25 protein-coding genes are annotated in these 24,572 nt (G+C 64.1%); 8 read left to right on the plus strand and 17 right to left on the minus strand.

Annotated elements, in window-relative coordinates; translation table 11 throughout:
• Positions 1 to 2: 2 nt before the first annotated feature.
• Together PMM47T1_RS18745 and PMM47T1_RS18750 are read right to left on the minus strand one after the other, a co-directional pair.
• Positions 3 to 365 carry a hypothetical protein gene (locus tag PMM47T1_RS18745; protein ID WP_008371752.1) on the minus strand — a complete coding sequence of 121 codons (363 nt, stop codon included), beginning with the start codon at positions 363 to 365 and terminating at the stop codon, positions 3 to 5.
• The gene (locus tag PMM47T1_RS18750) at positions 358 to 804 is read right to left on the minus strand and encodes a hypothetical protein (RefSeq protein WP_008371754.1); all 447 of its coding nucleotides are present in this window, start codon (positions 802 to 804) and stop codon (positions 358 to 360) included. The genes PMM47T1_RS18745 and PMM47T1_RS18750 overlap by 8 nt, the downstream gene beginning before the upstream one ends.
• A gap of 233 nt (positions 805 to 1,037) precedes the next feature.
• On the opposite strand from PMM47T1_RS18750, the gene PMM47T1_RS18755 reads away from it, so the two are divergent.
• Entirely contained in the window at positions 1,038 to 1,853 is an 816-nt protein-coding gene (locus PMM47T1_RS18755; RefSeq protein WP_008371756.1) for a class I SAM-dependent methyltransferase, read from the plus strand.
• 51 nt (positions 1,854 to 1,904) lie between these two features.
• On the opposite strand, the gene PMM47T1_RS18760 is transcribed toward PMM47T1_RS18755, so the two are convergent.
• Positions 1,905 to 2,798, minus strand: coding sequence for a DMT family transporter (locus PMM47T1_RS18760; RefSeq protein ID WP_008371758.1), 894 nt, complete (start codon positions 2,796 to 2,798; stop codon positions 1,905 to 1,907).
• 87 nt (positions 2,799 to 2,885) lie between these two features.
• On the opposite strand from PMM47T1_RS18760, the gene PMM47T1_RS18765 reads away from it, so the two are divergent.
• Positions 2,886 to 4,217: an aminotransferase-like domain-containing protein gene (locus tag PMM47T1_RS18765; protein ID WP_008371760.1), complete on the plus strand. Its 1,332-nt coding sequence runs from the start codon at positions 2,886 to 2,888 to the stop codon at positions 4,215 to 4,217.
• A gap of 116 nt (positions 4,218 to 4,333) precedes the next feature.
• Positions 4,334 to 5,506, plus strand: coding sequence for a hypothetical protein (locus tag PMM47T1_RS18770; protein ID WP_008371762.1), 1,173 nt, complete (start codon positions 4,334 to 4,336; stop codon positions 5,504 to 5,506).
• Here PMM47T1_RS18770 and PMM47T1_RS18775 read toward each other — a convergent pair whose 3' ends face one another.
• Both PMM47T1_RS18775 and PMM47T1_RS18780 read right to left on the minus strand, forming a co-directional pair.
• Complete coding sequence (locus PMM47T1_RS18775) at positions 5,507 to 6,403, minus strand: DUF2167 domain-containing protein (protein ID WP_008371764.1); 897 nt, start codon at positions 6,401 to 6,403, stop codon at positions 5,507 to 5,509. It abuts the gene before it with no gap.
• A gap of 81 nt (positions 6,404 to 6,484) precedes the next feature.
• A complete protein-coding gene (locus PMM47T1_RS18780) occupies positions 6,485 to 7,237 on the minus strand; it encodes a substrate-binding periplasmic protein (RefSeq protein WP_008371765.1) in 753 nt (250 codons plus the stop codon).
• Between the two features lie 161 nt (positions 7,238 to 7,398).
• Here PMM47T1_RS18780 and dnaX point away from each other — a divergent pair, with 161 nt between their 5' ends.
• The 4 genes from dnaX to recR all read left to right on the plus strand — a co-directional run bounded on the left by dnaX (position 7,399) and on the right by recR (position 11,816).
• Positions 7,399 to 9,525 carry a DNA polymerase III subunit gamma/tau gene (gene dnaX, locus PMM47T1_RS18785; RefSeq protein ID WP_008371767.1) on the plus strand — a complete coding sequence of 709 codons (2,127 nt, stop codon included), beginning with the start codon at positions 7,399 to 7,401 and terminating at the stop codon, positions 9,523 to 9,525.
• A 72-nt stretch (positions 9,526 to 9,597) separates the two neighbouring features.
• Complete coding sequence (locus tag PMM47T1_RS18790) at positions 9,598 to 9,924, plus strand: YbaB/EbfC family nucleoid-associated protein (protein WP_008371770.1); 327 nt, start codon at positions 9,598 to 9,600, stop codon at positions 9,922 to 9,924.
• 188 nt (positions 9,925 to 10,112) lie between these two features.
• Positions 10,113 to 11,147 (plus strand): NADP-dependent oxidoreductase, encoded by a 1,035-nt coding sequence (locus PMM47T1_RS18795; protein WP_008371772.1) that lies wholly within the window; start codon positions 10,113 to 10,115, stop codon positions 11,145 to 11,147.
• 66 nt (positions 11,148 to 11,213) lie between these two features.
• Complete coding sequence (gene recR, locus PMM47T1_RS18800; protein WP_008371774.1) at positions 11,214 to 11,816, plus strand: recombination mediator RecR; 603 nt, start codon at positions 11,214 to 11,216, stop codon at positions 11,814 to 11,816.
• A gap of 154 nt (positions 11,817 to 11,970) precedes the next feature.
• On the opposite strand, the gene PMM47T1_RS18805 is transcribed toward recR, so the two are convergent.
• Both PMM47T1_RS18805 and fnr read right to left on the minus strand, forming a co-directional pair.
• A complete protein-coding gene (locus PMM47T1_RS18805; RefSeq protein WP_008371776.1) occupies positions 11,971 to 12,519 on the minus strand; it encodes an adenine phosphoribosyltransferase in 549 nt (182 codons plus the stop codon).
• Between the two features lie 65 nt (positions 12,520 to 12,584).
• Positions 12,585 to 13,319 carry a fumarate/nitrate reduction transcriptional regulator Fnr gene (gene fnr / locus PMM47T1_RS18810; protein WP_008371779.1) on the minus strand — a complete coding sequence of 245 codons (735 nt, stop codon included), beginning with the start codon at positions 13,317 to 13,319 and terminating at the stop codon, positions 12,585 to 12,587.
• A gap of 153 nt (positions 13,320 to 13,472) precedes the next feature.
• On the opposite strand from fnr, the gene PMM47T1_RS18815 reads away from it, so the two are divergent.
• The gene (locus PMM47T1_RS18815) at positions 13,473 to 13,931 is read left to right on the plus strand and encodes a hypothetical protein (protein WP_008371781.1); all 459 of its coding nucleotides are present in this window, start codon (positions 13,473 to 13,475) and stop codon (positions 13,929 to 13,931) included.
• A 103-nt stretch (positions 13,932 to 14,034) separates the two neighbouring features.
• On the opposite strand, the gene hemN is transcribed toward PMM47T1_RS18815, so the two are convergent.
• The 10 genes from hemN to ccoN all read right to left on the minus strand — a co-directional run bounded on the left by hemN (position 14,035) and on the right by ccoN (position 24,214).
• Entirely contained in the window at positions 14,035 to 15,417 is a 1,383-nt protein-coding gene (gene hemN, locus PMM47T1_RS18820; RefSeq protein ID WP_008371783.1) for an oxygen-independent coproporphyrinogen III oxidase, read from the minus strand.
• 82 nt (positions 15,418 to 15,499) lie between these two features.
• Entirely contained in the window at positions 15,500 to 16,183 is a 684-nt protein-coding gene (locus PMM47T1_RS18825; protein ID WP_008371785.1) for a sulfite exporter TauE/SafE family protein, read from the minus strand.
• Positions 16,176 to 16,391, minus strand: a complete 216-nt coding sequence (gene ccoS / locus PMM47T1_RS18830) for a cbb3-type cytochrome oxidase assembly protein CcoS (protein WP_008371788.1) — start codon at positions 16,389 to 16,391, stop codon at positions 16,176 to 16,178. Before ccoS ends, PMM47T1_RS18825 begins: the two co-directional genes overlap by 8 nt.
• Positions 16,370 to 18,844, minus strand: coding sequence for a heavy metal translocating P-type ATPase (locus PMM47T1_RS18835; protein WP_008371789.1), 2,475 nt, complete (start codon positions 18,842 to 18,844; stop codon positions 16,370 to 16,372). The genes ccoS and PMM47T1_RS18835 overlap by 22 nt, the downstream gene beginning before the upstream one ends.
• A 111-nt stretch (positions 18,845 to 18,955) precedes the next feature.
• Positions 18,956 to 19,495, minus strand: coding sequence for a FixH family protein (locus PMM47T1_RS18840; RefSeq protein ID WP_008371792.1), 540 nt, complete (start codon positions 19,493 to 19,495; stop codon positions 18,956 to 18,958).
• A gap of 11 nt (positions 19,496 to 19,506) precedes the next feature.
• A complete protein-coding gene (gene ccoG / locus PMM47T1_RS18845) occupies positions 19,507 to 20,919 on the minus strand; it encodes a cytochrome c oxidase accessory protein CcoG (protein WP_008371795.1) in 1,413 nt (470 codons plus the stop codon).
• Between the two features lie 67 nt (positions 20,920 to 20,986).
• Complete coding sequence (ccoP, locus tag PMM47T1_RS18850; RefSeq protein WP_008371799.1) at positions 20,987 to 21,958, minus strand: cytochrome-c oxidase, cbb3-type subunit III; 972 nt, start codon at positions 21,956 to 21,958, stop codon at positions 20,987 to 20,989.
• The gene (locus PMM47T1_RS18855; protein WP_008371803.1) at positions 21,955 to 22,158 is read right to left on the minus strand and encodes a CcoQ/FixQ family Cbb3-type cytochrome c oxidase assembly chaperone; all 204 of its coding nucleotides are present in this window, start codon (positions 22,156 to 22,158) and stop codon (positions 21,955 to 21,957) included. Before PMM47T1_RS18855 ends, ccoP begins: the two co-directional genes overlap by 4 nt.
• A 5-nt stretch (positions 22,159 to 22,163) precedes the next feature.
• Complete coding sequence (gene ccoO, locus PMM47T1_RS18860; RefSeq protein ID WP_008371806.1) at positions 22,164 to 22,772, minus strand: cytochrome-c oxidase, cbb3-type subunit II; 609 nt, start codon at positions 22,770 to 22,772, stop codon at positions 22,164 to 22,166.
• Positions 22,772 to 24,214, minus strand: a complete 1,443-nt coding sequence (gene ccoN / locus PMM47T1_RS18865) for a cytochrome-c oxidase, cbb3-type subunit I (protein WP_008371809.1) — start codon at positions 24,212 to 24,214, stop codon at positions 22,772 to 22,774. The genes ccoO and ccoN overlap by 1 nt, the downstream gene beginning before the upstream one ends.
• Positions 24,215 to 24,572: the final 358 nt, after the last annotated feature.

Raw genomic sequence — 24,572 nt, forward strand, 5'->3', positions numbered from 1 at the left:
TGTCAGTCCCGGTCATGCTCTTCATTCATGTCGGGGGCATCGTCTTCAGGTAAATCTTGCGCCCAGGCCTGCGGTATATCCAGGATGCGCTCGTTGGTCACCCCTGCGGGGCGCAGGCTGCGAACATCGTTCACCCAGCCCAACTCCAGCAGCCTGGACTGAAGCTTCAGGGTAGGCACGCCGAGGCTGGCACTCAAGCCTGCCAGGATGCGGTTGAAGGTATCGATGTTGTAAGGCTCGTGGTCGACGTAGATCACGCCGTGCCCCCGCCATTTCACATCGAACTCCTCAAGCAGCGGGGCCAGATGTTCCGCCAGCGTATGCGCCGCCATCCACTGCCCGCCGGCTTCGGTGGCGTCATTCATGATCGGTCTCGTTGATGCCCAGCTCAAAGTGATAGGCGCCCAAGGTGCCTGACATGCCGCCAGGGATTGTCCGGGGCTGGCCGGTGATCATTGTACCCCGCGCGTTGATCTGGCCGCGCAATTCATGGGCAGCCAGGTCGAGCAGCTTGAGAAAATCGCCGGGGGTGGCGGCGCATAGATGCAACTGCAGGTTGAATCCGTCACCTGCCGATGGGTGCGGTTGCGCACGGAGCGGTGGGGCGCTTTCATCAGGTGCGACTTCGACGGCCTCAAGCATCGAACCACTGAGGATGGCGGCATGCTCGTCATCCATGAGGTCCAGCACCCGGGCTAGCTCCAGGGTCTTTTCCGGATGCGTCTGCATCTGGTCCTTGATCTCCAGCCGGCGGAACTGCCAGTTACGCAGTTGCTCCTGGATCCGCTCGTCGATTTCAGCCACTTGCGCTACCTCTTAATACCAAGGGCGAAGTATGCCACTGTCGGCCTCAACGGCCACCTCCCGCGTGCGCCGTGCCCACCATCAGCCCGGTATTGAGTAGTCGAGGCGGCTTGCCGAGTGGTACGCGCCGTGATCGTTCAGGATAGCTCCATGAGCATCTTGTCATCGCTCGACCCGTAACACTGGTGATACATTCTTCAGCCTGCGCGTTTGCGTTCTGGGAGAAGAGACCGATGGACTGCATGATCTGTGATCGCCCCAGCGGCTATTACTTCAGCAAACGCTATACGGAAGCGCCGTTCGACGACTTCATGCGCGACATCGGCGATGTGGATTACTGCCGTTGCGAGCACTGTGGTTTTGTGTTTTCACAAACACATTCAAACCTTGCGCCACTGCAGTGGGAGCGCCTGAACGAGCAGTTTCACCATTACAACGAAGACCCTGCCAGCCCCATTAACCAGCCGCCCTACGCCGAGCAGGCAATGATGCTGGCGCTGCTGCGCGGGCACGGGCTGATCGCCGCCGAGGGCATGCTCGACTATGCCGCCGGCTACGGCAGCCTGAGCCGGTTGATGGCCCGTTACTTCCAGGTGCCGTTGCCCATCTATGACCCCTACGTGCAGGCGCCCGACCTGGATTGCTACGTTACCCAGCCGCTGCCGGGCAGCTACAGGACCGTGATCAACTCGGCCATGTTCGAGCACGTGCTGACCCGCGCCGACCTTGATCGCGTGCATGAACTGGTGGCCCCCGATGGCTGCCTGATTTTGCACACCGTGGTGTGTGAGAACGTGCCCAAGGACAGCGAATGGTTCTACCTGCGCCCACCGGTCCATGTGGCGTTCCACACCAACAAGAGCATGAACATCCTGATGCAGCAGTGGGGGTATCGCTCGTCGATCTACTGCCCGCCAAGCAAGTGTTGGGTATTGCTGCGCCAGCCCTGGGCCGAGGTGGAGGCGAAAGTGGCGGCGGTCAATCGTGAACTGCAAAGCACCTGGTTGGTGGGCAAGGATGGGTTCATGGATTATTGGAAGGGGTTCTGAGTTGCACTTGACATAGCCGCAGCCTTCGGCAGCGGCTACATGGGCGCTTATTTACCGCGCAAACCGCCGTGCCCCCGCCACGCAGCCAATCACCCCCATCGTCACGCCCAGCATCCCCCAACTCACCTGCTCACCCAGCAGCGTGGCCGCCAGGGCCAGGCCGAAGAACGGTTGCAACAACTGCAACTGACCTACCGCGGCTATGCCGCCCTGGGCCAGCCCGCGGTACCAGAACACGAAGCCGATGAACATGCTGAACAGCGCCACGTAGCCCAGGCTCAGCCAGCCCGCCGGGTGCACGTTGGCGAAGCTCGGCGGCATCAACACGGCCGTGGCCACGGCCATGAAGGGCAGGGCCAGCACCAGTGCCCAGGAAATCACCTGCCAGCCGCCCAAGCTGCGGGACAGCCGGGCGCCTTCGGCATAACCCAGGCCGCAGACGATGATCGCGCACAACATCAGCAGGTCGCCCAGCGGCGACGTCGACAGGCCCTGGGCCACCGCATAGCCCACCACCATCAGGCTGCCCAGCAGGGAGAACAGCCAGAACGTCGGCCGCGGCCGCTCGCCGCCGCGCAGCACGCCGAATAGCGCGGTGGCCAGGGGCAGCAGGCCGAGAAAGACAATGGAGTGGGCCGAGGTGATGCGCTGCAAGGCCAGGGCAGTGAGCAGGGGGAAGCCCACCACCACGCCCAGGCTGACGATGACCAAGGGCAACAGCTGCGTGCGGGCCGGGCGCTTTTGCCTTAACAGCAGCACGCAGCACAGCGCCAGCAGGGCGGCCAGGCTGGCGCGCGCCACGGTGAGGAACAGCGGGCTGAAGTCCATCACGGCCAGGCGCGTGGCCGGCAGCGAGCCGCTGAAAATGAGCACGCCGATAAAGCCGTTGAGCCAGCCGCTGCTGGTCTTTGCCACTGACGGTGTGGGTAGTGCGATACGTTCCATGTACGGTCCTTGAGCGTTGGGTTGCATGATCGGGATCCTAGGGATGACAATCAGCACAATCAAATGATTGTCATGGATACACTGGCCATGCCTCGCTCTCGCTACAAGCAATTGGTAGACGCCTTTGCCGCCGACATTCGCAGCCAGCGCCTGCTGCCCGGCACCCGCCTGCCTACCCATCGCGAGTTGGCCCGGCGCGAAGGCCTGGCGCTGGTCACGGCAAGCCGGGTGTATGCGGCGCTGGCGAACATGGGCCTGGTCAGTGGCGAGACCGGGCGGGGCACCTTCGTGCGTGAAACCCAGTTGCCGCCGGGCCACGGCGTGGACCAGCCGGAGGTGGCCAGCGGCATGCTGGACCTGAACTTCAACTACCCGTCGCTGCCCGGCCAGGCCGAATTGCTGCGCGTGGCGCTGCGCAACCTGGCCGCCACGGGCGACCTGGAAGCCTTGTTGCGCTACCAGCCCCATGCCGGGCGCCCGGTGGAGCGCGCAGCGGTGGCCAGCCATGTGCAGGCCCTGGGCCTGGACGTCAGTGGCGATCAGGTGCTGATGGTCACGGGCGCCCAGCACGGGTTGGCGGTGGCGGTGATGGGGCTGTTGCAGCCGGGCGATGTGGTGGCGGTCGATGCGTTGACCTACCCGGGGTTCAAGGTGGTTGCCGATAGCCATCGTATCGAGCTGGCGCCGATTGCCGCGCAAGGGCAGGGGCCCAACCTCGATGCGTTGGAGGCACTGTGCCGACAGCGTCGGGTCAAGGCGGTCTACAGCATGCCGACCCTGCATAACCCACTGGGCTGGGTGATGGAGGCGGGCCCGCGTCAGCGCCTGGCTGACATTGCCCGTCGGCATGATCTGATCCTGATCGAGGATGCGGCCTACGCGTTTCTGGTCGACGACGCACCGCCGCCCCTGGCGACCTTTGCACCGGAGCGCACCGTTTACGTCTCCGGGTTTTCAAAAAGTGTTGCCACGGGGTTGCGGGTCGGCTTTGTACTGGCGCCACTGCCTTGGGTAGGGGCTATGGAACGCATGATCCGCGCCACGAATTGGAACACCCCGGGGGTGATGACCGCCATCACCTGCCAATGGCTCAAGGACGGTACGGTGGCGCGCTGCGAGGCCGACAAGCGCCTTGACGCCCAGGCACGCCAGGCATTGGCCAGTGAGGTGCTCAAGGGCATGCCGATGGTGCGCCATGCGTCCTCCTATTTTGTCTGGCTGCCGTTGCCCGAGGACATGCGCGCCGACCAGGTGGCCATGGCCCTGATGCGTGAGCAGGTCAGTGTGTCGACCGCCGAGCCGTTCGCCACCTCGGCCGCCGTGCCCCACGCCATCCGCCTGGCGTTGGGCTCGGTGGACAGGGTGCGGTTGCGCGAGGCTCTGGAACGGGTGCGGCGGGTCATTGGGGCTTACGTGTAGGACGCGTACTTCAGGTCTTTAGGAATTTTCACCCCAATCCTTGGGATCGGTCTCGCTTCTTTGCCTGGGCGCGCTGTTTAGAGTGGTGGCTTTGGAATGCCACGCGAGCCCCACCCATGACCTCATACCCAGGCCTGCACATCGAATACCTGGAGGCCGACCCCAGGCTACAAGCTCTCTGCCTGCGCTATTGGCGGGTGGACGGCGCCACCGGCCGGTTTGCCGAAACCGTGGCCAGAATCTACCGTGAAGAAAACCTCAGCCAGAGCGAATTCACCGCGCTGGTGCGGCGGCACTCGCGGGCCTGGTCGACCGTGATGAAGTGTTCGCGCTGCGCCGAACCGTTGCTGTTCGGCACGCGTACCGATTTCATCTCCCGACGCGAGGACCGGCCGTTCCGCTGCCAGGCGTGCGCGGCCACTGAACAGCAGCAGGTCGACATCGCCAAGCGCCTGCGCATCGTTCAGTCCTTCGAGCAGGCCATGGCCGAGGGCAGGCCCCTGTCGGCGCTGCGGCCGCGGCACTGCCTTTACTTGCTGGCGCTGCTCAAGTACGCCGGCAGCGAAGACCTGAGCCACATCCGGCCGTATTGCCAGGTGCGCCATGAGCGTCTCACGCCACTGCGCGAGGTGGACCGCGACCTGATCAACGAACTGTGGCGTGCCGGGGTGATTGCCGTTGACCCGGCGTCAGACGCAGCCGCCATCGAACTGGACCGCGAGCAGAACGCCCGGGTGCATTTCAACGAGGTGCGCTGGCATCCGGTAGTGCAGGGCCTGGGCGGCGTGGCCCTGCATGAGCGCCTGGAGGCGCATGTGGCGCAGCCGGCGTTCCTGCGCCGGTGCCTGGATGAGGTGCGCGAGTGTTGCGAGCAGTTGGCCCTGCAGGAATGCCTGGCCTTCCTGGAGATGGCGCTGGCCGAGTACCGCCTGGGTTACCGGGCAGGTGACAAGACATGCGCGATGATCAAGGCTGCGTTGCAGGTGTTTTCGGTGGCCCAGGTGTGCAATGTGCTGTACCGGGCTGCGCGGGATGCGGCGGCGTTCTATCAGCGCGGTGGCGTCAGTCGCGATCATGCGGCAAAGACGGTGGTAGGCAGTTTCGAGCGGCTGATGGAAAAGACCCTGGCCAACGAATGGGTGGTGGCGCCATTTCGACGCAACTTCAACCTCCAGCAGTCGGTGCTCAGCCGGTTGATCTACAACCGCGTGCTGGGCACCGACGACGGTGGTTTCACCGAGCGCAATGACGTGCTGCTGGGGCGCTTGGTGGCTGCGCCGTCACAATGATCAGCGCGTGCGGCTGAACAGCTTGCGCAGGAAGGCGCCAATGGCGAGCACGCCAATTACCACGAACTTCTTCAACGCCAGCAGCATCACGCCCAGCTTGGCGAACAGGCCGGCCTTGCTGGCTACGCCGCCTGCCACCAAAGCCGCCAGGCCGTAGGAGGCCAGCTTGTCGGTGGCCGGGCTGTAGTCGGCGTAGCGGTTGCCATCGGTGAAGTCGGCAAAGCCCATCACTTGCGGCAGTTCGCGTTTGATGGTTGGCAGGTCGCTCATGGCGGCCACGGCATTCAGCTCCAGCACGCCTTTGCGGCCCAGCACGCGGATGCTGTAGTTGAGGCTGTTGACGTCGGCGTGGTCGGCCTTGAGTTCCTTGGCCCAATAAATCTTGTGGCTCTGGCCGTCATAGTGTGGCGGCTCGGCCCACCCCACCAGGCTGATGCCGTCATAACCTTGTTCGCGGCGGGCCTTGTTGTCCTCTTCGTCGTCGGCCTGCATGTCCTTGAGGACTTGGCCGTAGTCGATCTTGGCCGCGTCGTCATCGCTAATGTGCCCGTCTTCCTTGTAGCTGACGATCACGCCCCAGCCTTTTTCCGACAGCGGGTTGGTGGCCGTGGGCACGATCATGCCCAGGGTCTTGATGCCGGGCGGGTTGCCCCAGCCGATATTCAACACGCGCTCGGTGTCATCGGGCGACAGGTAGTAGAAGTCGTTGTTGAGCTTCAGGGTGGCGATGTCGCCGGGCAATTGAACAGTGCCGTGCTGCGGCTTGAGGGACGCCAGCAGTTGTTCGGCGGTCATCTTTGGCTGGGTGTGCGCGGGGGGCGGTGGGGTGTCGGCGCAAGCAGGCAAATGAACGGCGCACAGCAGTGCTGCGGCCAGGAGGGGGCGCAGGTATTTCATCGTATTCCCTTACATTTTGAATCAATTTGGTCGGGCAGGATACAGAGGCTGCCGATATGCCACCAGTGCCGACACCCACATTCACGGCGGGCTGGCAGAGGCCACGCCGGTGTAGTGGTCGATCAGGCGGTCTATCTCCCCCGACATCTTCATTCGCAACAAGGTGCGCAGGATGCGTTGCACCGGTACCGCCGGGTCGTTGCGCACGTAGCAGCCCAGGGCCAGTTCCTCGACGAACGCCACCGGCTTGAGTTGCTGGTCGGGTGCCAGCGAGTGGTTGAACCAGTCCAGCGACAGTTTGTTGGTCAGGGCATAGCGGTAGCGGTGGGCTTGCAGCTTTTGCAGCACCTGGTCCTGGCTGCGGGCATCGTCACGGCTCAGCAGGCTGCTGGCGAAGCGTTGTTGCAAGGCATCATAGGTATAGCCCAGCACGGTGCCGATGGCTTGTGGGGGTAGGGTGGCCAGGTCGACCGATTGCGCGTCGTCCGGCCGCGCCACCAGGTAATCACGCTGGGTGATCAACGGCAGGCTCCAGATGTAGTCGCCCGACAGTCCCGGCAGCCAGGACTGGGCCGTGTAGCAGCGCACGTCGACGTCGCCGCGCTCCATGGCCGCTTGCAGGCGCAGGCGGGCAATGACATGGAATTCGGCGGGCGAGCCAACCTGGCGGGCCAGGCTTTGCATCATGTCGTAGAGGATGCCCTGGGTCGGCTGGCCGTCGTGCACGTCAGCCAGGGGCATGGTCCAGCTGTCGGCGATGGAAAACCGCAGGGGTGCATCGGCTCCCAGGCATTGGCCGGCAATCAGCACCAGCGCGGTCAAGGTCAGGCGCATCGGCTTCTCCGTGCCGTAAAAACACGTACAAGCCATCAGCTTAGTCAGTATCTGCACGCCGTCATGCCCGGTCACGCAAGATAGGCAAGCCATTGGATGCTTTTTTGCCCCTGCTCCGCTACGATTAGCGGTCTTTGGCATTCTAGTTGCGACGGTTTTCGATGAGTTATCAGGTTCTTGCCCGTAAATGGCGTCCGCGCTCCTTCCGCGAAATGGTTGGCCAGACCCATGTGCTCAAGGCTCTGATCAACGCGCTGGACAACCAGCGGCTGCACCATGCCTACCTGTTTACCGGTACGCGCGGCGTGGGCAAGACCACCATCGCGCGCATCATCGCCAAGTGCGTGAACTGCGAAACCGGCATCACGTCCACGCCCTGTGGCGAGTGTTCGGTGTGCCGCGAGATCGATGAGGGCCGCTTCGTCGACCTGATCGAGATCGACGCCGCCAGCCGCACCAAGGTCGAGGACACCCGCGAGCTGCTCGACAACGTGCAGTACGCCCCTAGCCGCGGGCGCTTCAAGGTCTACCTGATCGACGAAGTGCACATGCTGTCCAGCCACTCGTTCAACGCCTTGCTGAAAACCCTGGAAGAGCCGCCGCCCTACGTCAAGTTTATCCTGGCCACCACCGACCCGCAGAAACTGCCGGCTACCATCCTGTCGCGCTGCCTGCAGTTCTCGCTGAAGAACATGACCCCGGAACGAGTGGTCGAGCACCTGAGCCATGTGCTGGGTGCCGAGAACGTGCCGTTCGAGGACGACGCCCTGTGGCTGTTGGGCCGGGCCGCCGATGGTTCCATGCGCGACGCCATGAGCCTCACCGACCAGGCCATTGCCTTCGGCGAGGGCAAGGTGCTGGCGGCCGACGTGCGCGCCATGCTCGGCACGCTGGACCACGGCCAAGTGTACGGTGTGTTGCAGGCATTGCTGGAAGGCGATGCCCGGGCACTGCTGGAGGCCGTGCGTCATCTGGCCGAGCAGGGTCCGGACTGGAACGGCGTGCTGTCGGAAATGCTTAACGTGCTGCACCGCGTGGCGGTGGCTCAGGCCCTGCCCGAGGCGGTGGACAACGGCCATGGTGACCGTGACCGCGTATTGGCGGTGGCCCAGGCGTTGCCAGCCGAAGACGTGCAGTTCTATTACCAGATGGGCCTGATCGGCCGTCGCGACCTGCCGTTGGCACCAGACCCGCGCAGCGGTTTCGAAATGGTGCTGTTGCGCATGCTGGCCTTCCGCCCTGCGGACACCGGCGACGGCCCCAGGCCGGTGCTAAAGCCGGTGGGGACCAGCCAGGCCACAGCTGAGTCCCCACAAACACTGGCTGCCGCGCCTGCCGTGGCGGCTATTGCCGCTCCAGTTCCAGTTCCAGTTCCAGCGGCGCCCCCGGCCCCAGTAGTGGCGCCGCCAGCAGAGCCTGAACCCCTGGCTGCGGTAGTCCCGCGTGCGCCAGAGCCCCAGCCTGAACCGCAGCCCCAGGCGCAAGCAGAACCTGCGCCCGCGCCGGCCGTGGCCGAGGTGGACCTGCCGTGGAATGAACCGGCACCCATCGAGCCGCCCCCGGCACCGCAGGTCGAGCCCGACCCGCAGCCAGTAGCCATGGACGAACCTGTGCTGGACGTGGTGGCCGAGCAGCCCGACCTCACCCCCATGCCCACGCCGGTACCGGCCAGCGCCGTGCCGCCCGCGCCGCAGGTGCAAACCCCGCCCATCGAATACGTGCCCGCCGGCATGGACCGCGATGACGAGCCACCGCTGGACGAAGATTATTACGAGGCGGACATCGACACCGCTTCCTACAGCTACCTGGACGAACTGGCCAGCGAAAGCGTGCCTGAACCGGTAGCCGAACCCGAACCGCTGCCGGCCTCCCAGCCGGCCACCGGCCTGGCCCTGCAATGGCTGGAGCTGTTCCCGAAACTGCCGATTTCCGGCATGACCGGCAGCATCGCCGCCAACTGCAGCCTGATTGCCGTGGACGGCGATCACTGGCTGCTGCACCTGGACCCGGGCCACAGCGCGCTGTTCAACGCCACCCAGCAGCGCCGCCTCAACGATGCCCTGAACCAGTACCATGGCCGGACGTTGACGATTACCATCGAGCTGATCCGACCCGAGCAGGAGACCCCGGCCCAGGCAGCCTCTCGTCGGCGGTCCGAGCGCCAGGGCGAGGCTGAGGCTTCAATCCACAGTGACCCGTTCATCCAGCAGATGGTCCGGCAGTTCGGCGCGGTGGTGCGTGAGGATACTATTGAACCTGTCGATGCCCTGGTCAGCCAGGGCCAGTAACCCGTTAACCACGCGCAGCGCGCTTTGTATGGGCGCTGCGCGGCAAACCAAACAACCGATGAGGTGATCCCCATGATGAAAGGTGGCATGGCCGGCCTGATGAAGCAGGCACAGCAGATGCAAGACAAAATGGCCAAGATGCAGGAAGAACTGGCCAACGCCGAAGTGACCGGTCAATCCGGCGCGGGTCTGGTCAGCGTGATCATGACCGGCCGTCACGACGTCAAGCGCATCAGCCTGGACGACAGCCTGATGCAGGAAGACAAGGAAGTGCTGGAAGACCTGATCGCCGCCGCCGTCAACGACGCGGTGCGCAAGATCGAAGCCAACAGCCAGGAAAAAATGGGCGGCATGACCGCTGGCATGCAACTGCCACCGGGCTTCAAGATGCCGTTCTAAGGCAGCTTGTGTTGCACCCAATGCCAGGCTAATGCCTGGCATTGCTGTTTCTGGCCCTTGTGGGAGCTGGCTTGCCAGCGAGCTGTTGGGGTTCCCAAAAATTCGCTGGCAAGCCAGCTCCCACAGGAACATCGTTGGGCGTGATAGGGTCTGCATCTGTACTGCCCTCTATCAAGGAGTCCATCCCGATGTCCCAGGACCTCACCCTTAACCAGCGCATTGTGCTGGTTTCGCGCCCCAAGGGCGCGCCTACCCCCGAGAACTTCCGCCTGGAGCGCGTGGCGTTGCCGGACCTGAACGACGGCGAAGTGCTGTTGCGCACGCTGTACCTGTCGCTGGACCCGTACATGCGCGGCCGCATGAGCGATGCGCCGTCCTACGCCGCGCCGGTGCAGATCGACGAAGTGATGACCGGCGGCGCGGTCAGCGTGGTCGAACAGTCGCGCCATCCCAAGTACCAGGTGGGCGACCAAGTGGTGGGCATGACCGGCTGGCAGAGCCACAGCATTTCCAACGGCGACGACCTGATCGTGCTGCCCGCCGGCATCCCCAACCCGTCCCTGGCGCTGGGCGTGCTGGGCATGCCCGGCATGACCGCCTACATGGGCCTTACGCACATCGGCCAACCCAAGGCCGGTGAGACCTTGGTGGTCGCCGCAGCGTCCGGTGCCGTCGGCTCGGTGGTGGGCCAGGTGGCCAAGCTCAAGGGCCTGAAGGTGGTGGGCGTGGCCGGTGGCGCTGACAAGTGCCGCTACGTGGTCGACGAACTGGGCTTCGATGCCTGCCTGGACCACAAGTCGCCCACCTTCGCCCAGGACCTGGCCAAGGCCTGTGACAAAGGCATCGACATTTATTTCGAGAACGTTGGCGGCGCCGTGTTCGAGGCAGTGATGCCGTTGCTCAACCCCTGCGCACGCATCCCGGTGTGCGGGCTGATTGCCCAGTACAACGCCACCGAACTGCCGCCAGGCCCCGACCGTTTGTCATTGCTGCCGCGCTTGCTGCTGACCAAGCGCATTCGCATGCAAGGCTTCATCGTGTTCGACGACTTCGGCGACCGCCAGGCCGAATTCATCGCGGCCATGCTGCCGTGGGTGCGCGACGGCAAGGTGCGCTTCCGTGAAGACGTGGTAGAGGGGCTGGAGAACGCCCCCCAAGCCTTCATCGGCCTGCTGCAGGGGCGCAATTTCGGCAAGCTGGTGGTCAAAGTGTCAGAGGCGTGAGCATTTGACGCCACCCGGAGGCGCGGGTATAAACCGCGTCTCGTTGTTTTTGTCAGGCATTTACCCATGAGCTTCAGCCCACTGATCCGCCAACTGATCGATGCCCTGCGCACCCTGCCGGGCGTGGGCCAGAAAACCGCCCAGCGCATGGCGCTGCAACTGCTGGAGCGCGACCGCAGCGGCGGTACCCGGCTGGCCCAGGCGTTGAGCCAGGCCATGGAGGGTGTGGGCCACTGTCGCCAGTGCCGCACCCTGACAGAAGAAGAATTGTGCCCGCAATGTGCCGACCATCGCCGTGACGACAGCCTGCTGTGCGTGGTGGAAGGCCCGACGGACGTGTACGCGGTAGAGCAGACGGGTTATCGCGGTCGTTACTTCGTGCTCAAGGGGCACTTGTCGCCGCTCGACGGCCTGGGGCCAGAGGCCATCGGCATCCCGCAACTGATGGCGCGGATCGAAGCGCAGGGCAGCTTCACCGAAGTGATCCTGGCCACCAACCCTACGGTTGAAGGCGAAGCCACGGCGCATTACATCGCCCAGTTGCTCAACAGCAAAGGCCTGACCGCCTCGCGCATCGCCCATGGCGTGCCGTTGGGTGGCGAGCTGGACATGGTCGACGGCGGCACGCTGGCGCACTCGTTTGCCGGGCGCAAGCCAATTTCCTTGTAGCCTTGCAGGCCTGAGGGGGCGGGCTACTGTAGCGGCGCGTGCCGCAACTGTTTTTGTGGGAGCGGGCTCTGCCCGCGAAGGCAGCACCGCGAAACGCCAGAGAGTCGCAGGTGTTCTTTTCGCGGGCAGAGCCGCTCCCACAAAAAAACAGCGTTTACATGTCGGTCAACGCAAAGCTGGTCAGGCAGAACGTCGCGATACCCATGTCTTCCAGGCGCTGAGAGCCCATGAGCTGCGGCAGGTCGATGATGGCGGCGGCTTCATGCACCCGCGCGCCCATGCGGCGCACCAGGTTGGCGGCGGCGATCAGGGTGCCACCGGTGGCGATCAGGTCGTCGAACAGAATCACCGAGTCACCTTCGCACAGGCTGTCGGCGTGCACTTCCAGAAAGGCCTCGCCGTATTCGGTCTTGTAGCCTTCGGCCAGCACGTCGGCCGGCAGCTTGCCCTGCTTGCGGAACAGAATCAGCGGCTTGTTCAGCTCATGGGCAACGATGGAACCAATCAGGAAACCACGGGCGTCCATGGCGCCGATGTGGCTGAAGTCGGCATCGATGTAGCGGTGCACGAAACTGTCGATCACCATGCGCAGCGCCTTGGGCGACTGGAACAGCGGGGTGATGTCGCGGAAGATCACACCGGGTTTCGGGAAGTCCACGACGGGGCGGATCAGGGATTTGAAGCTGAAGGTGTCGATAACCATCGTGGGTGTGTCCTGGCAGGCAAAATATGCCCGCCAGTATACCTGTTCGATCGGTCAGGTCGAACTCAGGCTTCCAGGCTGCCGCCGGCCAGGGCGCACAGCTGGATAGGGTCCAGGATATGGATTTCCTTGCCTTCGGCGGCGATCAGCTGGTTCTGCTGGAAGCGCGTGAACACGCGGGACACTGTCTCCACGGCCAGGCCCAGGTAGTTACCGATTTCGTTGCGGGACATGCTCAGGCGGAACTGATTGGCCGAGAAGCCGCGCGCACGGAAACGCGCCGACAGGTTGACCAGGAAGGTGGCGATCCGTTCGTCGGCGGTTTTCTTCGACAACAGCAACATCATCTGCTGGTCATCGCGAATTTCCCGGCTCATCACCCGCATGAGTTGGCGGCGCAACTGTGGCAGTTGCACGCTCAATTCGTCCAGGCGTTCAAATGGAATCTCGCACACCGAAGTGGTTTCCTGCGCCTGGGCGGTCACTGGGTAGGCCTCGGTGTCCATGCCCGACAGCCCCACCAATTCGCTGGGCAGGTGGAAACCGGTGATTTGCTCTTCGCCGGCATCGCTGAGGCTGAAGGTTTTCAGCGCGCCGGAACGTACGGCGTACACCGAATTGAAGCGGTCGCCCTGGCGGAACAGGTATTCGCCTTTCTTCAACGGACGCCCGCGCTTGACGATTTCGTCCAGGGCGTCCATGTCTTCCAGGTTCAGCGACAAGGGCAGGCACAGCGGTGCCAGGCTGCAATCCTTGCAGTGCGCCTGAGTGACAGTGCGTACTTTGACTGGCTCGGACATCAATTCAAATCCTTTGGTAAAACACACAATTACTGTAAGGGTACGCCTTTGAAACGGATGAGACCAGCCGCGCTTTAGTCGCAGAGTGGCGCTCAAGAAATTTATTTCAGAGTCGATACAAATGTCACCACGCCTTGCGCACGGAGCACCGCGATGCTGACTTTCGACCCCCGTACCACGCCGACGACCGGTCAATGGCAGATTCATGACAATAATCCGCAACCCGCAGCCAGCCATGATGGCACGGAGCCGGCAGCGGATTCGGCCGTCAGCGTTACCCTCTCGGCGGCGGGCATGAGCCAGGCCACGCAGCAAAGTAACAATAAGGACATAGAAGATAGCGGCCTGCCGCCGACCCTTCAGCAAACGCTGAAAATCATCCGCCAGTTGAAGAAGCAATTGGCCGATAAAATGGCCGAACTGCAGGCCCTGGCCAGTGACAAGAACCTGACCGCCCAACAGCGCCAGGCGCGCATGGCGGCGCTGCAAACCGCGATCAACGCCATCAACGCCGCGATGATCATTGCCACGGCCAGCCTGGCCAAGAGCATGAAGGAGCTGAATTTATCACCGGAGCAGGTGATCAAGGTCGGCGCGCTCGCCGCCCAGTAGCACGTTGTGGGAGCGGGCTCTGCCCGCGAACAGGCAACCGCGCGGCAACAGCATGCTCGCGGCGTGTTCTTTGCGGGTAGTACCCGCTCCCACGGTTGGTGTGTCAGATCACCCGGGAAAAGCGTTGCAGGTTCTGCAGTTCCAGGTGGGCATCGAACAGCATGCACACCGAGCGCACCAACAGCCTCCCTACCGGTTTTACGCGAATGCCCACCTCGTCCAGCTCGATCAGCCCGTCAGCCCGCAGCGCCTGCAATTGCGGCCAGACCGCAGCAAAGTAACCCCGAAACTCAATGCCGAAACGCTGCTCGACCGTGGCGAAATCCAGCTCGAAATGGCAGATCAACTGGTGGATCACCGCCCGGCGCAGGCGGTCGTCGGCGTCGCAGTTCAGCCCCCGGGCGGTGGCCAGTTGTGCGCCGGCCAGGGCGGCCTGGTATTCGTTGAGGTCGCTACTGTTCTGGCTGTAAAGGTCGCCCACCTGGCTGATGGCCGATACGCCCAGGCCAATCAGGTCGCAGTGGCCATGGGTGGTATAGCCCTGGAAGTTGCGTTGCAACTGGCCTTCTTCCTGGGCGATGGCGAGGTCGTCGTCGGGCAGGGCGAAATGGTCCATGCCGATGTAGCGATAGCCGGCCGCGGTCAGTTGCTCGATGGTGCGCTTGAGCATCTGCAGTTTCACCCCCGGCGGCGGCAATTCCACGTGGTCGATGCGGCGCTGGGGCATGAACCGTTCCGGCAGGTGGGCATAGTTGAACACCGACAACCGGTCGGGCTGCAACTGGATGACTTCTTCCACGGTGCGGGCGAAGCCCTCCACCGTCTGCCGTGGCAGGCCGTAGATCAGGTCCAGGTTCACCGAGCGGTATTGCAGGGTGCGCGCGGCCTCAATGATGGCGCGGGTTTCCTCAAGGCTTTGCAGGCGGTTGACGGCGCGTTGCACCTGCGGATCTAGATCCTGCACGCCGATGCTGACCCGGTTGAAGCCCAGCTCGCGCAGCAGGCCCATGGTTGACCAGTCCGCTTCGCGCGGGTCGATCTCGATGCCGTAGTCGCCGCCATCATCAATGCGCAGGTTGAAGTGGCTGCGCAGGCTGGCCATCAGTTGGCGCAGTTCGTCATGGCTGAGGAACGTCGGTGTGCCGCCGCCCAGGTGCAGTTGCTGCACGGTCTGGCGGGGGTCCAGGTGGCAGGCGATCAGTTGGATCTCCTGTTCCAGGCGTTGCAGGTAGGGCTGGGCGCGGCCGCGATCCTTGGTGATGACCTTGTTGCAGGCGCAGTAGTAGCAAATGTGCGCGCAGAACGGCAGGTGCACATACAGCGACAGCGGGCGCAAGGCCTTGCGGCTGTCTCGCAGCGCATGCAGCAGGTCGAACGAGCCGACCTGGTTGTTGAATTGAACCGCAGTGGGGTAGGACGTGTAACGCGGGCCGGGCTGATCATGGCGGCGGATCAGCTCATCGTCCCAGGCAAGGGTATCGAGCATGCGGGTTTCCCCCGGTTGGCGTGCATGCTGGCCAGTCTAAGGGAGGCGGCGATATTCGTTATTGACGTGCATCAAGGGCTGGCTAGTGGCCCATCAGCCAGTGTTGGTGGGGGCCGGGCAGGGTCCACAGGCCGAACAGAATGACCATCACGCCGCCCACCACGCGAACACCGCGCTGGCGCAGCAGTTGCCGAGTGCGCTGGGCGGCAAGCCCGGTGGCCAGCAGCACGGGCCAGGTGCCCAGGCCGAACGCCAGCATCAGCAGGCCACTGTGCACGGCGTTGCCCTGGCTGGCGGCCCACAGCAAGGTGCTGTAGACCAGCCCGCAGGGCAGCCAACCCCACAAGGCGCCCAGCAGCAACGCGCGCGGCACGCTGCTGACCGGCAGCAGACGATTGGCCAGCGGCTGGATCAAACGCCACAGGCCGCGACCGGCGCGTTCGACATGGGTCAGGCCGCTCCACCAGCCCCCCAGGTACAGGCCCATGGCAATCAGCAGCAGCGCGGCCACCACCCGCAAGGCCATGACTGCCGGGCTGCCCGCCACCACCCAGCCCAGCAGGCCCAGCAGCAGGCCTGCGCAGGCGTAACTGAAAATGCGCCCCAGGTTGTAGGCCAGTAGCAGGCGCACGCGGGGGCCGCGCTGCTCGGCGGGAATGGCCAGGGTCAGGGCGCCCATCAGGCCGCCGCACATGCCCAGGCAGTGGCCGCCGCCCAGCAGGCCCAGAATCAATGCCGAAGCCAGCTGCGGCGCCAGTTCAAGCATGGGGCGGGGCCTTGTCCTGGGCGGGCTTGCTGGCGTTGGCTTCATCGACCGCCGCCTGGTGGCGCGGGTCCTGATCGTCAAACAGGATGCTGTGGGCCGGGCTGTCCAGGTCATCGTACTGACCGGTGTCCACGGCCCAGAAAAACACGTAGACGGCGATGGCCACGATCACCAGCGCCGCCGGGATCATGATATAGAGCGCGGGCATATGAGCTCCGGTGGTTCGAATGAGGTAGGTGCCGGAGCAGGGCTTGGGTGGGGCTTTACCCGGGTCAGGCGCAGGGCGTTGAGCACCACGGTCAGGGAGCTGGCCGACATGCCCAGCGCCGCCCAGATAGGGGTGATCCAGCCAGCGGCGGCGAACGGCAGCATCAGGCCATTGTACAGCGCCGCCCACACCAGGTTCTGGATAATCACCCGGCGCGTGCGGCGGGCCATGGCCATGGCCTGCACCAGGGTGTCCAGGCGGTTGCCCAGCAGCACCGCGTCGGCGTTGGTCTTGGCAAGGTCGGTGGCACTGCCCATGGCCACGCTGATGTCGGCGGCGGCCAGCAATGGCACGTCATTGACGCCGTCACCCACCACCAGCACGGTGCGCCCCTGTGCGCGCAGGCGTTGCAGCATGGCCAGCTTGGCGTCCGGCGGCAGGCTGCCGTAGGCCAGATCGATGCCCAGTTCGCTGGCCACGGCGTTGACCATCGGCGAGCTGTCGCCCGACAGCAGCCAGGTTTGCCAGCCCCGCGCCCGGCAAGCGTCGAGCAGAGGCCTGGCATCGTCGCGCAGGCGGTCATCCAAGCCAAACCAGGCCAGTGCCTGGCGGTCGTCGGCCAGCAGCAACCATTGGCCTTGGGTATCGGGGGCGTCGGGCACCGGGCAGCCCGCCAGGGCGCAGGCGTAGGTGGGATTGCCGATGCGCAGGCGTTGGCCGCCCGCCACGCCTTCCAGGCCTTGGCCGGGCTGGCTGAACACCTGCTCGGCCGCCAACCGGGCCTGGCCGAAGGCTCGGGCAATGGGGTGCTCGGAGCGACTTTCCAGCGCCGCCGCCAGCGCCAGGCAGTGGTCACTGCCCAGTTGCGCCAGCGGGCGAATGCTGTGCAGTTGCAGACGGCCTTCGGTGAGGGTGCCGGTCTTGTCGAAGATCACTGTGTCAACCTGGTTCAGGCCTTCCAGCACATGCCCGCGGGTCAGTAGCAAACCCAGGCGGTGCAGGCTACCCGTGGCTGCCACCAGCGCGGTGGGGGTGGCCAGCGACAGGGCGCAAGGGCAGTTGGCCACCAGCATGGCCAGCACCACCCAAAAGGCTCGGCTGGGGTCCAGGTGCCACCACCACAGGCCGACCGCCAGCGCGCAGCCAAGCGACAACAGCAGAAACCATTGCGCGGCCCGGTCGGCCAACTGCGCCAGGCGTGGCTTTTGCGCCTGGGCACGCTCCAGCAGGCGGACGATGGCCGACAGCCGGGTGTCCTGGCCCAGGGCCGTGACCTGTACGGTCAGCGTGCCCTCGACGTTCAGGGTGCCGGCGGTAACTGCATCGCCCTGGCGGCGGGGCTGGGGCAGGTATTCGCCGGTCAGCAGCGATTCGTCGACGCTGGATTGGCCGTCGATGATCTGCCCATCAGCGGGAATGACCGCGCCGGGTAGCACCTGCACCCGGTCCTGCAGGTGCAATTCGCTCAGCAGAATGCGTTCACTCAGGCCCTGGGCGTTCAAACGCAGGCACGAGGGCGGCAGCAGGTTGACCAGGTGCGCGGTGGCGGCGGCCGTGCGTTCCCGCGCACGGCGCTCCAGGTAACGGCCGGCCAGCAGGAACAGGGCGAACATGCCCACAGCATCGAAATACAGATCGCCGCTGCCGCTGATGGCGGTCCAGATGCCGGCCATGTAGGCGCCGCCGATGGCCAGCGACACCGACACGTCCATGGTCAGGTGGCGGGTACGCAGGTCGCGCAGCGCGCCACGGAAGAACGGCGCGCAGCTGTAGAACACAATGGGCGTAGTGAGGAACATCGCCACCCAGCGCAGGATGACATGCAGTTCCGGGCTGAGGTCGATATTGAATTGCGGCCAGGTGGCCATGGTCGCCATCATCGCCTGGAACCACAGCAGCCCCGCCACGCCCAGCTGGCGCAAGGCTTTGCGATTGTCGGCCGCCAGTTGTTCGGCGGCGCGGTCGGGCTGCCAGGGGTGGGCTGCGTAGCCGATGTGGCGCAGTTCGCCGAGCAGGTTGCTGAGGGCGCGCTGGCCGGGGTTCCATTGCACGAACAGGCGGTGGTTGGACAGGTTCAGGCGCGCCTCGGCCACGCCTTCCAGGCCGCGCAAGTGTTTCTCGATCAGCCAGCCGCAGGCGGCGCAGGTGATGCCTTCAATCATCAGCGTGGCGTCGCGCAGTTCGCCTTGTTGATGCACGAACGGGCGTTGCACGTCGTCGCGGTCGTACAGGGCCAATTCATCGAGCAGTTGCCGTGGCAGCGCGTCGGGGTTGCCCGATGCCTGGTCGCGGTGCTGGTAGTAGCTGTCCAGGCCGCCGGCGACGATGGCCTCGGCCACCGCCTGGCAGCCGGGGCAACAAAAGGCGCGCTCCTGGCCCAGCACCGGCGCCGTGAAGGGCTGGCCGGGTGGCACGGGGAGGGCGCAGTGGTAGCAGGGGGTAGGTGTACTCATGTCATTTTCAGGGTGGCTGCAGGGCCTCTTCGCGGGCAGAGCCCGCCCCCACAGTAGCCTTGGCTGGCGCTGTCATTGTGGGAGCGGGCTGTGCCTGCGAAAGGGTCCCCATCAGCGACGCAGCTCCTCGGCGCCTTGCAAGGGCTCGTCACCCAGCACCAGGGGCTTGTCCGGTGCCACCTGCTCTTCCTCGAACAGGCGCCAGGTCTTGCCGCCTTGCTGGCCCAGCATTTCGACGAAACGGCGGCCCTGGACATTGTCCACCACATGGCCCACGTAGCGGCCGCTGCCGGCGGCATTGAGGTCGATACGGCGGTCTTTCTCCGGTTGCGTCGGCGAGATCAGGTTGAGGGTCAATTGCGCCGGCTGGCTGCTGCCGCTCAGTTTCACGTCGACTTCGCCGGTCAGGCTGTCCAGGGTAATGTCGGCGCGCTGCTGGAGGTCCTGGGCCAGGCGTTCGCGCTCCAGGGAGCGGGCGATGCCCTTGCCCGCCTCGTAGTAGTTATCGGTCACCAGGTTGTCCGGGTGCTCCACGGCGATGGTCACCATCGACAGCGTCAGGGTTACCGAACAGGTGAGAATGGCGATGATAATCCAGGGCCAGAGGTGTTTGTACCAGGGGGTGGAAGCGTCAGCCGTGGTGTTGAACATGGAAGGGGTCCTTAGCGTACTTGGGGGCCGATGAATCGGCTTTTGGCCTGCACATGCACCGCGCCGTTGTCGGCGTCCTCGAGGGTGAACATCACCTCGTTGGTGCTGGAAGGCAGTTGTTCGGGGGCGACTGACAGCTCGGCCGGCAGGCTGACGATATCGCCCGCCGCCACGCGTATTTCGTTGCGGCTCTGCAGGCGCAGGTCGGGCAGGCCCGAGGCCTGGATCAGGTAGGTGTGCTCGCGCTGATCCTTATTCATGATTTTCAGGCTGTAGACGTTCTCGATTCGCCCTGCGGCGTTCTCGCGGTAAAGCACGCGGTCCTTGCTCACGTCGAACCCCACCAGCGAGCGGGTCACAAAGGCGGTGGCCAGCACCCCGATCATCACCACCAGCACCAGCGCGTAGCCGATCAGGCGCGGACGCCACTTGTGGGTCTGCTGGCCGGACAGGTTGTGTTCGGTGGTATAGCTGATCAGCCCGCGGGGGTAATCCATCTTGTCCATGATGCTGTCGCAGGCGTCGATGCAGGCGGCACAGCCTATGCACTCCACCTGCAGGCCGTCACGGATGTCGATGCCGGTGGGGCACACCTGCACGCACATCGTGCAGTCGATGCAGTCGCCCAGCCCCATGGCCTGGTAGTCGGCGCCTTTCTTGCGCGGGCCACGCTTTTCGCCGCGCCGTGGGTCGTAGGACACGATCAGCGTGTCCTTGTCGAACATCACGCTCTGGAAGCGCGCGTAGGGGCACATGTAGATGCACACCTGCTCGCGCAGCCAGCCAGCGTTGCCGTAGGTGGCCAGGGTGAAGAAGCCTACCCAGAAATAGGACCAGCCATCGGCGTGGCCGGTGAAAAAGTCCAGGCTCAACTCGCGGATGGGCGAGAAGTAGCCGACGAAGGTCATGCCGGTGACGAAACCGATCAACAGCCACAGCCCGTGCTTGGCCGCCTTGCGCAGCACCTTGTTGGCGCTGGAGGGGGCCTTGTCGAGCTTGATGCGCTGGTTGCGATCACCTTCGGTGACCTTTTCGCACCACATGAATATCCACGTCCACACGCTTTGCGGGCAGGTATAGCCGCACCACACGCGGCCGGCGAACACGGTGATGAAAAACAGGCCAAACGCACTGACGATGAGGATGCCCGACAGCAGGATGAAATCCTGCGGCCAGAAGGTGGCGCCAAAGATGTAGAACTTGCGCTCAGGCAGGTTCCACCACACTGCCTGATGCCCGCCCCAGTTCAACCACACCGTGCCGAAATACAGCAGGAACAGAAACGCCCCGCCCACCCTGCGCAGGTTGCGGAACACCCCGGTGAAGGCCCGCGTGTAGATCTTCTCCCGCGACGCATACAGGTCGACGCTTTCGCCCTTGCGGGCGGGCGGGGTGACATCGTGTACCGGAATCTGCTTGCTCATTAGTGAGCCTCACGGTGGTGCTGGATGCCTGTTGTGGGAGCGGGTTATCGGACCGAGTGGTAGGTTGCTACTCTGACTTCTGCTCCCCATGCGAGAGGCTATACACATACGCCGCCAGCAAATGCACCTTGTCCTTGCCTTGCAGCAGTTCCTGGGCCGGCATCTGGCCCTGTCGGCCGTAGCGGATGGTCTGTTGCAACTGGGCGAAGCTTGAGCCGTAGATGAACGCCTGCGGGTGGGTGAGGTTCGGTGCGCCCATGACCGGCGTGCCCTTGCCCTCGGGGCCGTGGCAGGCCACGCAGTTGGCGGCGAAGATTTTCTGGCCGTTGGCCGGGTCGGCCTTGGCGTCGGCAGGCAGTTTGCGTGCGTCGAGCTGGGTGATGACGAAGGCTGCCACATCCGCCACGCCCTGTTCGCCGATCACCTCGGCCCAGGCCGGCATCACCGCATGGCGGCCGCCCAGGATGGTGGTCTCGATGGTTTGCGGGTCGCCGCCCCAGCGCCAGTCTTCGTCGGTCAGGTTGGGAAAACCGTACGCACCCTTGGCGTCGGACCCGTGGCACACCGAGCAATTGCTGGCGAACAGGCGGCCGCCCATTTTCAGCGCCTGCGGGTCCTTGGCCACGTCTTCGATGGGCATGGCGGCGAACTTGGCGTAGATGGGGCCGAAGCGGGCGTCGGCGCGGGCCATTTCCTTTTCCCATTCATGCACGCCGGTCCAGCCGGTCTTGCCGTCGGAAAACTGCTTCTTGGTGTCGTTGTCCAGGTACTGGTACCCCGGCAGCAGCCCGGTCCAGCTGCCCAGGCCCGGGTACAGGCTCAGGTAGCCCAGGGCAAAGATGATGGTGCCGACGAACAGCAGGAACCACCACTTGGGCAGCGGGTTGTCGTACTCCTCGATGCCGTCGAACGAATGGCCCACGGTTTCTTCGGTGGCTTCGCTGCGTTGCCCCCGGCGGGTGGAAAACAGCAGCCAGGTCAGGGCCACGATGGTGCCCAGGGTGAGTACGGTTACGTACAGACTCCAAAACGTTGTCATTGCTTGTCACTCCTGGACGCGCGCTGTTGCGCCTGGGCTTGTTCTACCTTGGCGATGGCGTCGGGGTCATCGGCAAACGGCAGCAGGGTGGCTTCGTCGAAGTCCTGCTTGCGCCGGCCGCTGAACACCCATAACGCCAAGCCGATAAAGGCCACCAACACCACGACGGTGCCCAGTCCTCGGATGGTTCCGATATCCATGTGCGTCACCGTTTGCTTTTGATGATGGTGCCAAGGCCCTGCAGGTAGGCCACCAGTGCGTCCATTTCGGTCTTGCCCTTGACGGCTGCTTCGGCGCCGGCGATGTCTTCGTCGGTGTACGGCACGCCCAGTTCACGCAGTACTTGCATCTTCCTGGCGGTCAGGCTGGCATCCACCTTGTGCTCCACCAGGAAGGGGTAGGCCGGCATCACCGACTCGGGCACCACGTTGCGCGGGTTGTACAGGTGCGCACGGTGCCAGTCGTCAGAGTAGCGGCCTCCTACGCGCGCCAGGTCCGGCCCGGTGCGCTTGGAGCCCCACAGGAAGGGGTGGTCCCACACGCTTTCGCCGGCTACCGAGTAGTGGCCGTAGCGTTCGGTTTCGGCGCGGAACGGCCGGATCATCTGCGAGTGGCAGCCCACACAGCCGTTGGCGATGAACACGTCGCGGCCTTCCAGTTCCAGGGCAGGGCGCGGTTTCATGCCCTCGATGGGCTTGTTGGTGACGTCCTGGAAAAACAGCGGGACGATTTGCGTGAGGCCGCCGATGGCCACGGCAATGACCATGAAGAAGGCCAGCAGGCCGATGTTCTTTTCGAGCACTTCATGTTTCATCAGTGGGCCCCCACGGCAGCGATGCGGGTCGCCGCTTCAGCTTCTTCGGCGGTGGAAGCGCGCACGGTGCGCCATACGTTGTAGGCCATCAGCAACATGCCGCTGGCGAAGAACGAGCCACCGATGGCCCGCACAATGTAGCCCGGATGGCTAGCCTGCAGGGCTTCGACGAAGGAGTAGGTGAGGGTGCCGTCATCGTTGATGGCGCGCCACATCAGGCCCTGGGTGATGCCGTTGACCCACATCGAGGCGATGTACAGCACGGTGCCGATGGTGGCCAGCCAGAAGTGAGCGTTGATCAGGCCGATGCTGTGCATCTGTGGCCTGCCGAACAGTTTCGGGATCATGTGGTAGATGGCGCCGATGGAGATCATGGCCACCCAGCCCAGCGCACCGGCGTGCACGTGGCCGATGGTCCAGTCGGTGTAGTGGGACAGCGAGTTCACCGTCTTGATGGCCATCATCGGGCCTTCGAAGGTGGACATGCCGTAGAACGCCAGGGACACCACCAGAAAGCGCAGGATGGGGTCGGTCCGCAGCTTATGCCAGGCCCCGGACAGGGTCATCATGCCGTTGATCATGCCGCCCCAGCTGGGTGCCAGCAGGATGATCGACATCACCATGCCCAGCGATTGGGCCCAGTCGGGCAGGGCGGTGTAATGCAGGTGGTGCGGCCCGGCCCAGATGTACAGGGTGATCAGCGCCCAGAAGTGCACGATGGACAGACGGTAGGAGTAGATGGGCCGCTCGGCCTGCTTGGGCACGAAGTAATACATCATGCCGAGGAAGCCGGTGGTGAGGAAAAAGCCCACGGCGTTGTGGCCGTACCACCACTGGATCATCGCGTCCGTGGCACCGGCGTAGGCGGAATAGGACTTGAACAGGCTCACCGGCAGCGAGATGTGGTTGACGATGTGCAGCATCGCCGTCACCAGGATGAACGCGCCGTAGAACCAGTTGCCCACGTAGATATGCTTGGTGTTGCGCTTGACGATGGTGCCGAAGAAGGTGATGGCGTAACACACCCAGACAATCGCCAGCAGGATGGCAATCGGCCATTCCAGCTCGGCGTACTCCTTGGTGGTGGTATAGCCCAGCGGCAGGGTGATGATGGCGCCGACGATCACAGCCTGCCAGCCCCAGAACGTGAACGCCGCGAGGCCGTCCGAGATCAGCCGCGTCTGGCAGGTTCGCTGCACCACGTAGTAGGACGTGGAAAACAGCGCGCATCCGCCGAAGGCAAAGATCACAAGGTTAGTGTGCAGCGGGCGCAGGCGGCCGAAGGTGGTCCATGGCAGGTCGAGGTTCAACTGTGGCCAGACCAACTGCGAGGCGATGAACACCCCCAGGCCCATGCCGACGATTCCCCAGACCACCGTCATGATGGCGAACTGCCGAACCACTTTGTAGTTGTACGCAGTCGGAGCGATTACTGTGCTCATTGCTGGTTATCCACGGTTCAGGTGTTGTTATTAGGGTTATAAACCGGCCGCAGTATGGAGAATGCACAGGGGTGATGCAAGAGTTGCTAGCAATCTTGGCTAGCAATCCTTGTCTGTCGCTCCGACGTCCACGTGGCGGGCCTTGCAGCCTTATGCAGGGCATGGCCGGGGTCGATGGCGTATGGGTTTTCGAACATCCGGAAACATATCCGCCGGGCCCGTTTTGGTCGCTATGAGCTTAGTCGTTGTGTGGACATAGCGCACGCGGGTGCCAGCGCTTGGTTGGACGTCGCTTCTGGATGGCCTATTCCATTTCAAGGCGCGATAGCGTTTGATCAGTGGTGTTGGCCGGTGGCAA

The sequence above is a fragment of the Pseudomonas sp. M47T1 genome, assembly GCF_000263855.1.
Taxonomy (GTDB): domain Bacteria; phylum Pseudomonadota; class Gammaproteobacteria; order Pseudomonadales; family Pseudomonadaceae; genus Aquipseudomonas.

Bases quoted from the DNA above. Each gene is read 5' to 3' on its own strand.
- PMM47T1_RS18775 (WP_008371764.1), bottom strand. From the start codon at position 6,403: ATGAAATACCTGCGCCCCCTCCTGGCCGCAGCACTGCTGTGCGCCGTT.
- hemN (WP_008371783.1), bottom strand. From the start codon at position 15,417: ATGCTCGATACCCTTGCCTGGGACGATGAGCTGATCCGCCGCCATGAT.
- ccoO (WP_008371806.1), bottom strand. From the start codon at position 22,772: ATGAAACATGAAGTGCTCGAAAAGAACATCGGCCTGCTGGCCTTCTTC.
- PMM47T1_RS18840 (WP_008371792.1), bottom strand. From the start codon at position 19,495: ATGTTCAACACCACGGCTGACGCTTCCACCCCCTGGTACAAACACCTC.
- recR (WP_008371774.1), top strand. From the start codon at position 11,214: ATGAGCTTCAGCCCACTGATCCGCCAACTGATCGATGCCCTGCGCACC.
- PMM47T1_RS18805 (WP_008371776.1), bottom strand. From the start codon at position 12,519: ATGGTTATCGACACCTTCAGCTTCAAATCCCTGATCCGCCCCGTCGTG.
- ccoG (WP_008371795.1), bottom strand. From the start codon at position 20,919: ATGAGCAAGCAGATTCCGGTACACGATGTCACCCCGCCCGCCCGCAAG.
- ccoP (WP_008371799.1), bottom strand. From the start codon at position 21,958: ATGACAACGTTTTGGAGTCTGTACGTAACCGTACTCACCCTGGGCACC.
- fnr (WP_008371779.1), bottom strand. From the start codon at position 13,319: ATGTCCGAGCCAGTCAAAGTACGCACTGTCACTCAGGCGCACTGCAAG.
- PMM47T1_RS18755 (WP_008371756.1), top strand. From the start codon at position 1,038: ATGGACTGCATGATCTGTGATCGCCCCAGCGGCTATTACTTCAGCAAA.
- PMM47T1_RS18770 (WP_008371762.1), top strand. From the start codon at position 4,334: ATGACCTCATACCCAGGCCTGCACATCGAATACCTGGAGGCCGACCCC.
- ccoN (WP_008371809.1), bottom strand. From the start codon at position 24,214: ATGAGCACAGTAATCGCTCCGACTGCGTACAACTACAAAGTGGTTCGG.
- PMM47T1_RS18765 (WP_008371760.1), top strand. From the start codon at position 2,886: ATGCCTCGCTCTCGCTACAAGCAATTGGTAGACGCCTTTGCCGCCGAC.
- PMM47T1_RS18795 (WP_008371772.1), top strand. From the start codon at position 10,113: ATGTCCCAGGACCTCACCCTTAACCAGCGCATTGTGCTGGTTTCGCGC.
- ccoS (WP_008371788.1), bottom strand. From the start codon at position 16,391: ATGCCCGCGCTCTATATCATGATCCCGGCGGCGCTGGTGATCGTGGCC.
- PMM47T1_RS18780 (WP_008371765.1), bottom strand. From the start codon at position 7,237: ATGCGCCTGACCTTGACCGCGCTGGTGCTGATTGCCGGCCAATGCCTG.
- PMM47T1_RS18835 (WP_008371789.1), bottom strand. From the start codon at position 18,844: ATGAGTACACCTACCCCCTGCTACCACTGCGCCCTCCCCGTGCCACCC.
- dnaX (WP_008371767.1), top strand. From the start codon at position 7,399: ATGAGTTATCAGGTTCTTGCCCGTAAATGGCGTCCGCGCTCCTTCCGC.
- PMM47T1_RS18790 (WP_008371770.1), top strand. From the start codon at position 9,598: ATGATGAAAGGTGGCATGGCCGGCCTGATGAAGCAGGCACAGCAGATG.
- PMM47T1_RS18825 (WP_008371785.1), bottom strand. From the start codon at position 16,183: ATGCTTGAACTGGCGCCGCAGCTGGCTTCGGCATTGATTCTGGGCCTG.
- PMM47T1_RS18855 (WP_008371803.1), bottom strand. From the start codon at position 22,158: ATGGATATCGGAACCATCCGAGGACTGGGCACCGTCGTGGTGTTGGTG.
- PMM47T1_RS18760 (WP_008371758.1), bottom strand. From the start codon at position 2,798: ATGGAACGTATCGCACTACCCACACCGTCAGTGGCAAAGACCAGCAGC.
- PMM47T1_RS18815 (WP_008371781.1), top strand. From the start codon at position 13,473: ATGCTGACTTTCGACCCCCGTACCACGCCGACGACCGGTCAATGGCAG.
- PMM47T1_RS18745 (WP_008371752.1), bottom strand. From the start codon at position 365: ATGAATGACGCCACCGAAGCCGGCGGGCAGTGGATGGCGGCGCATACG.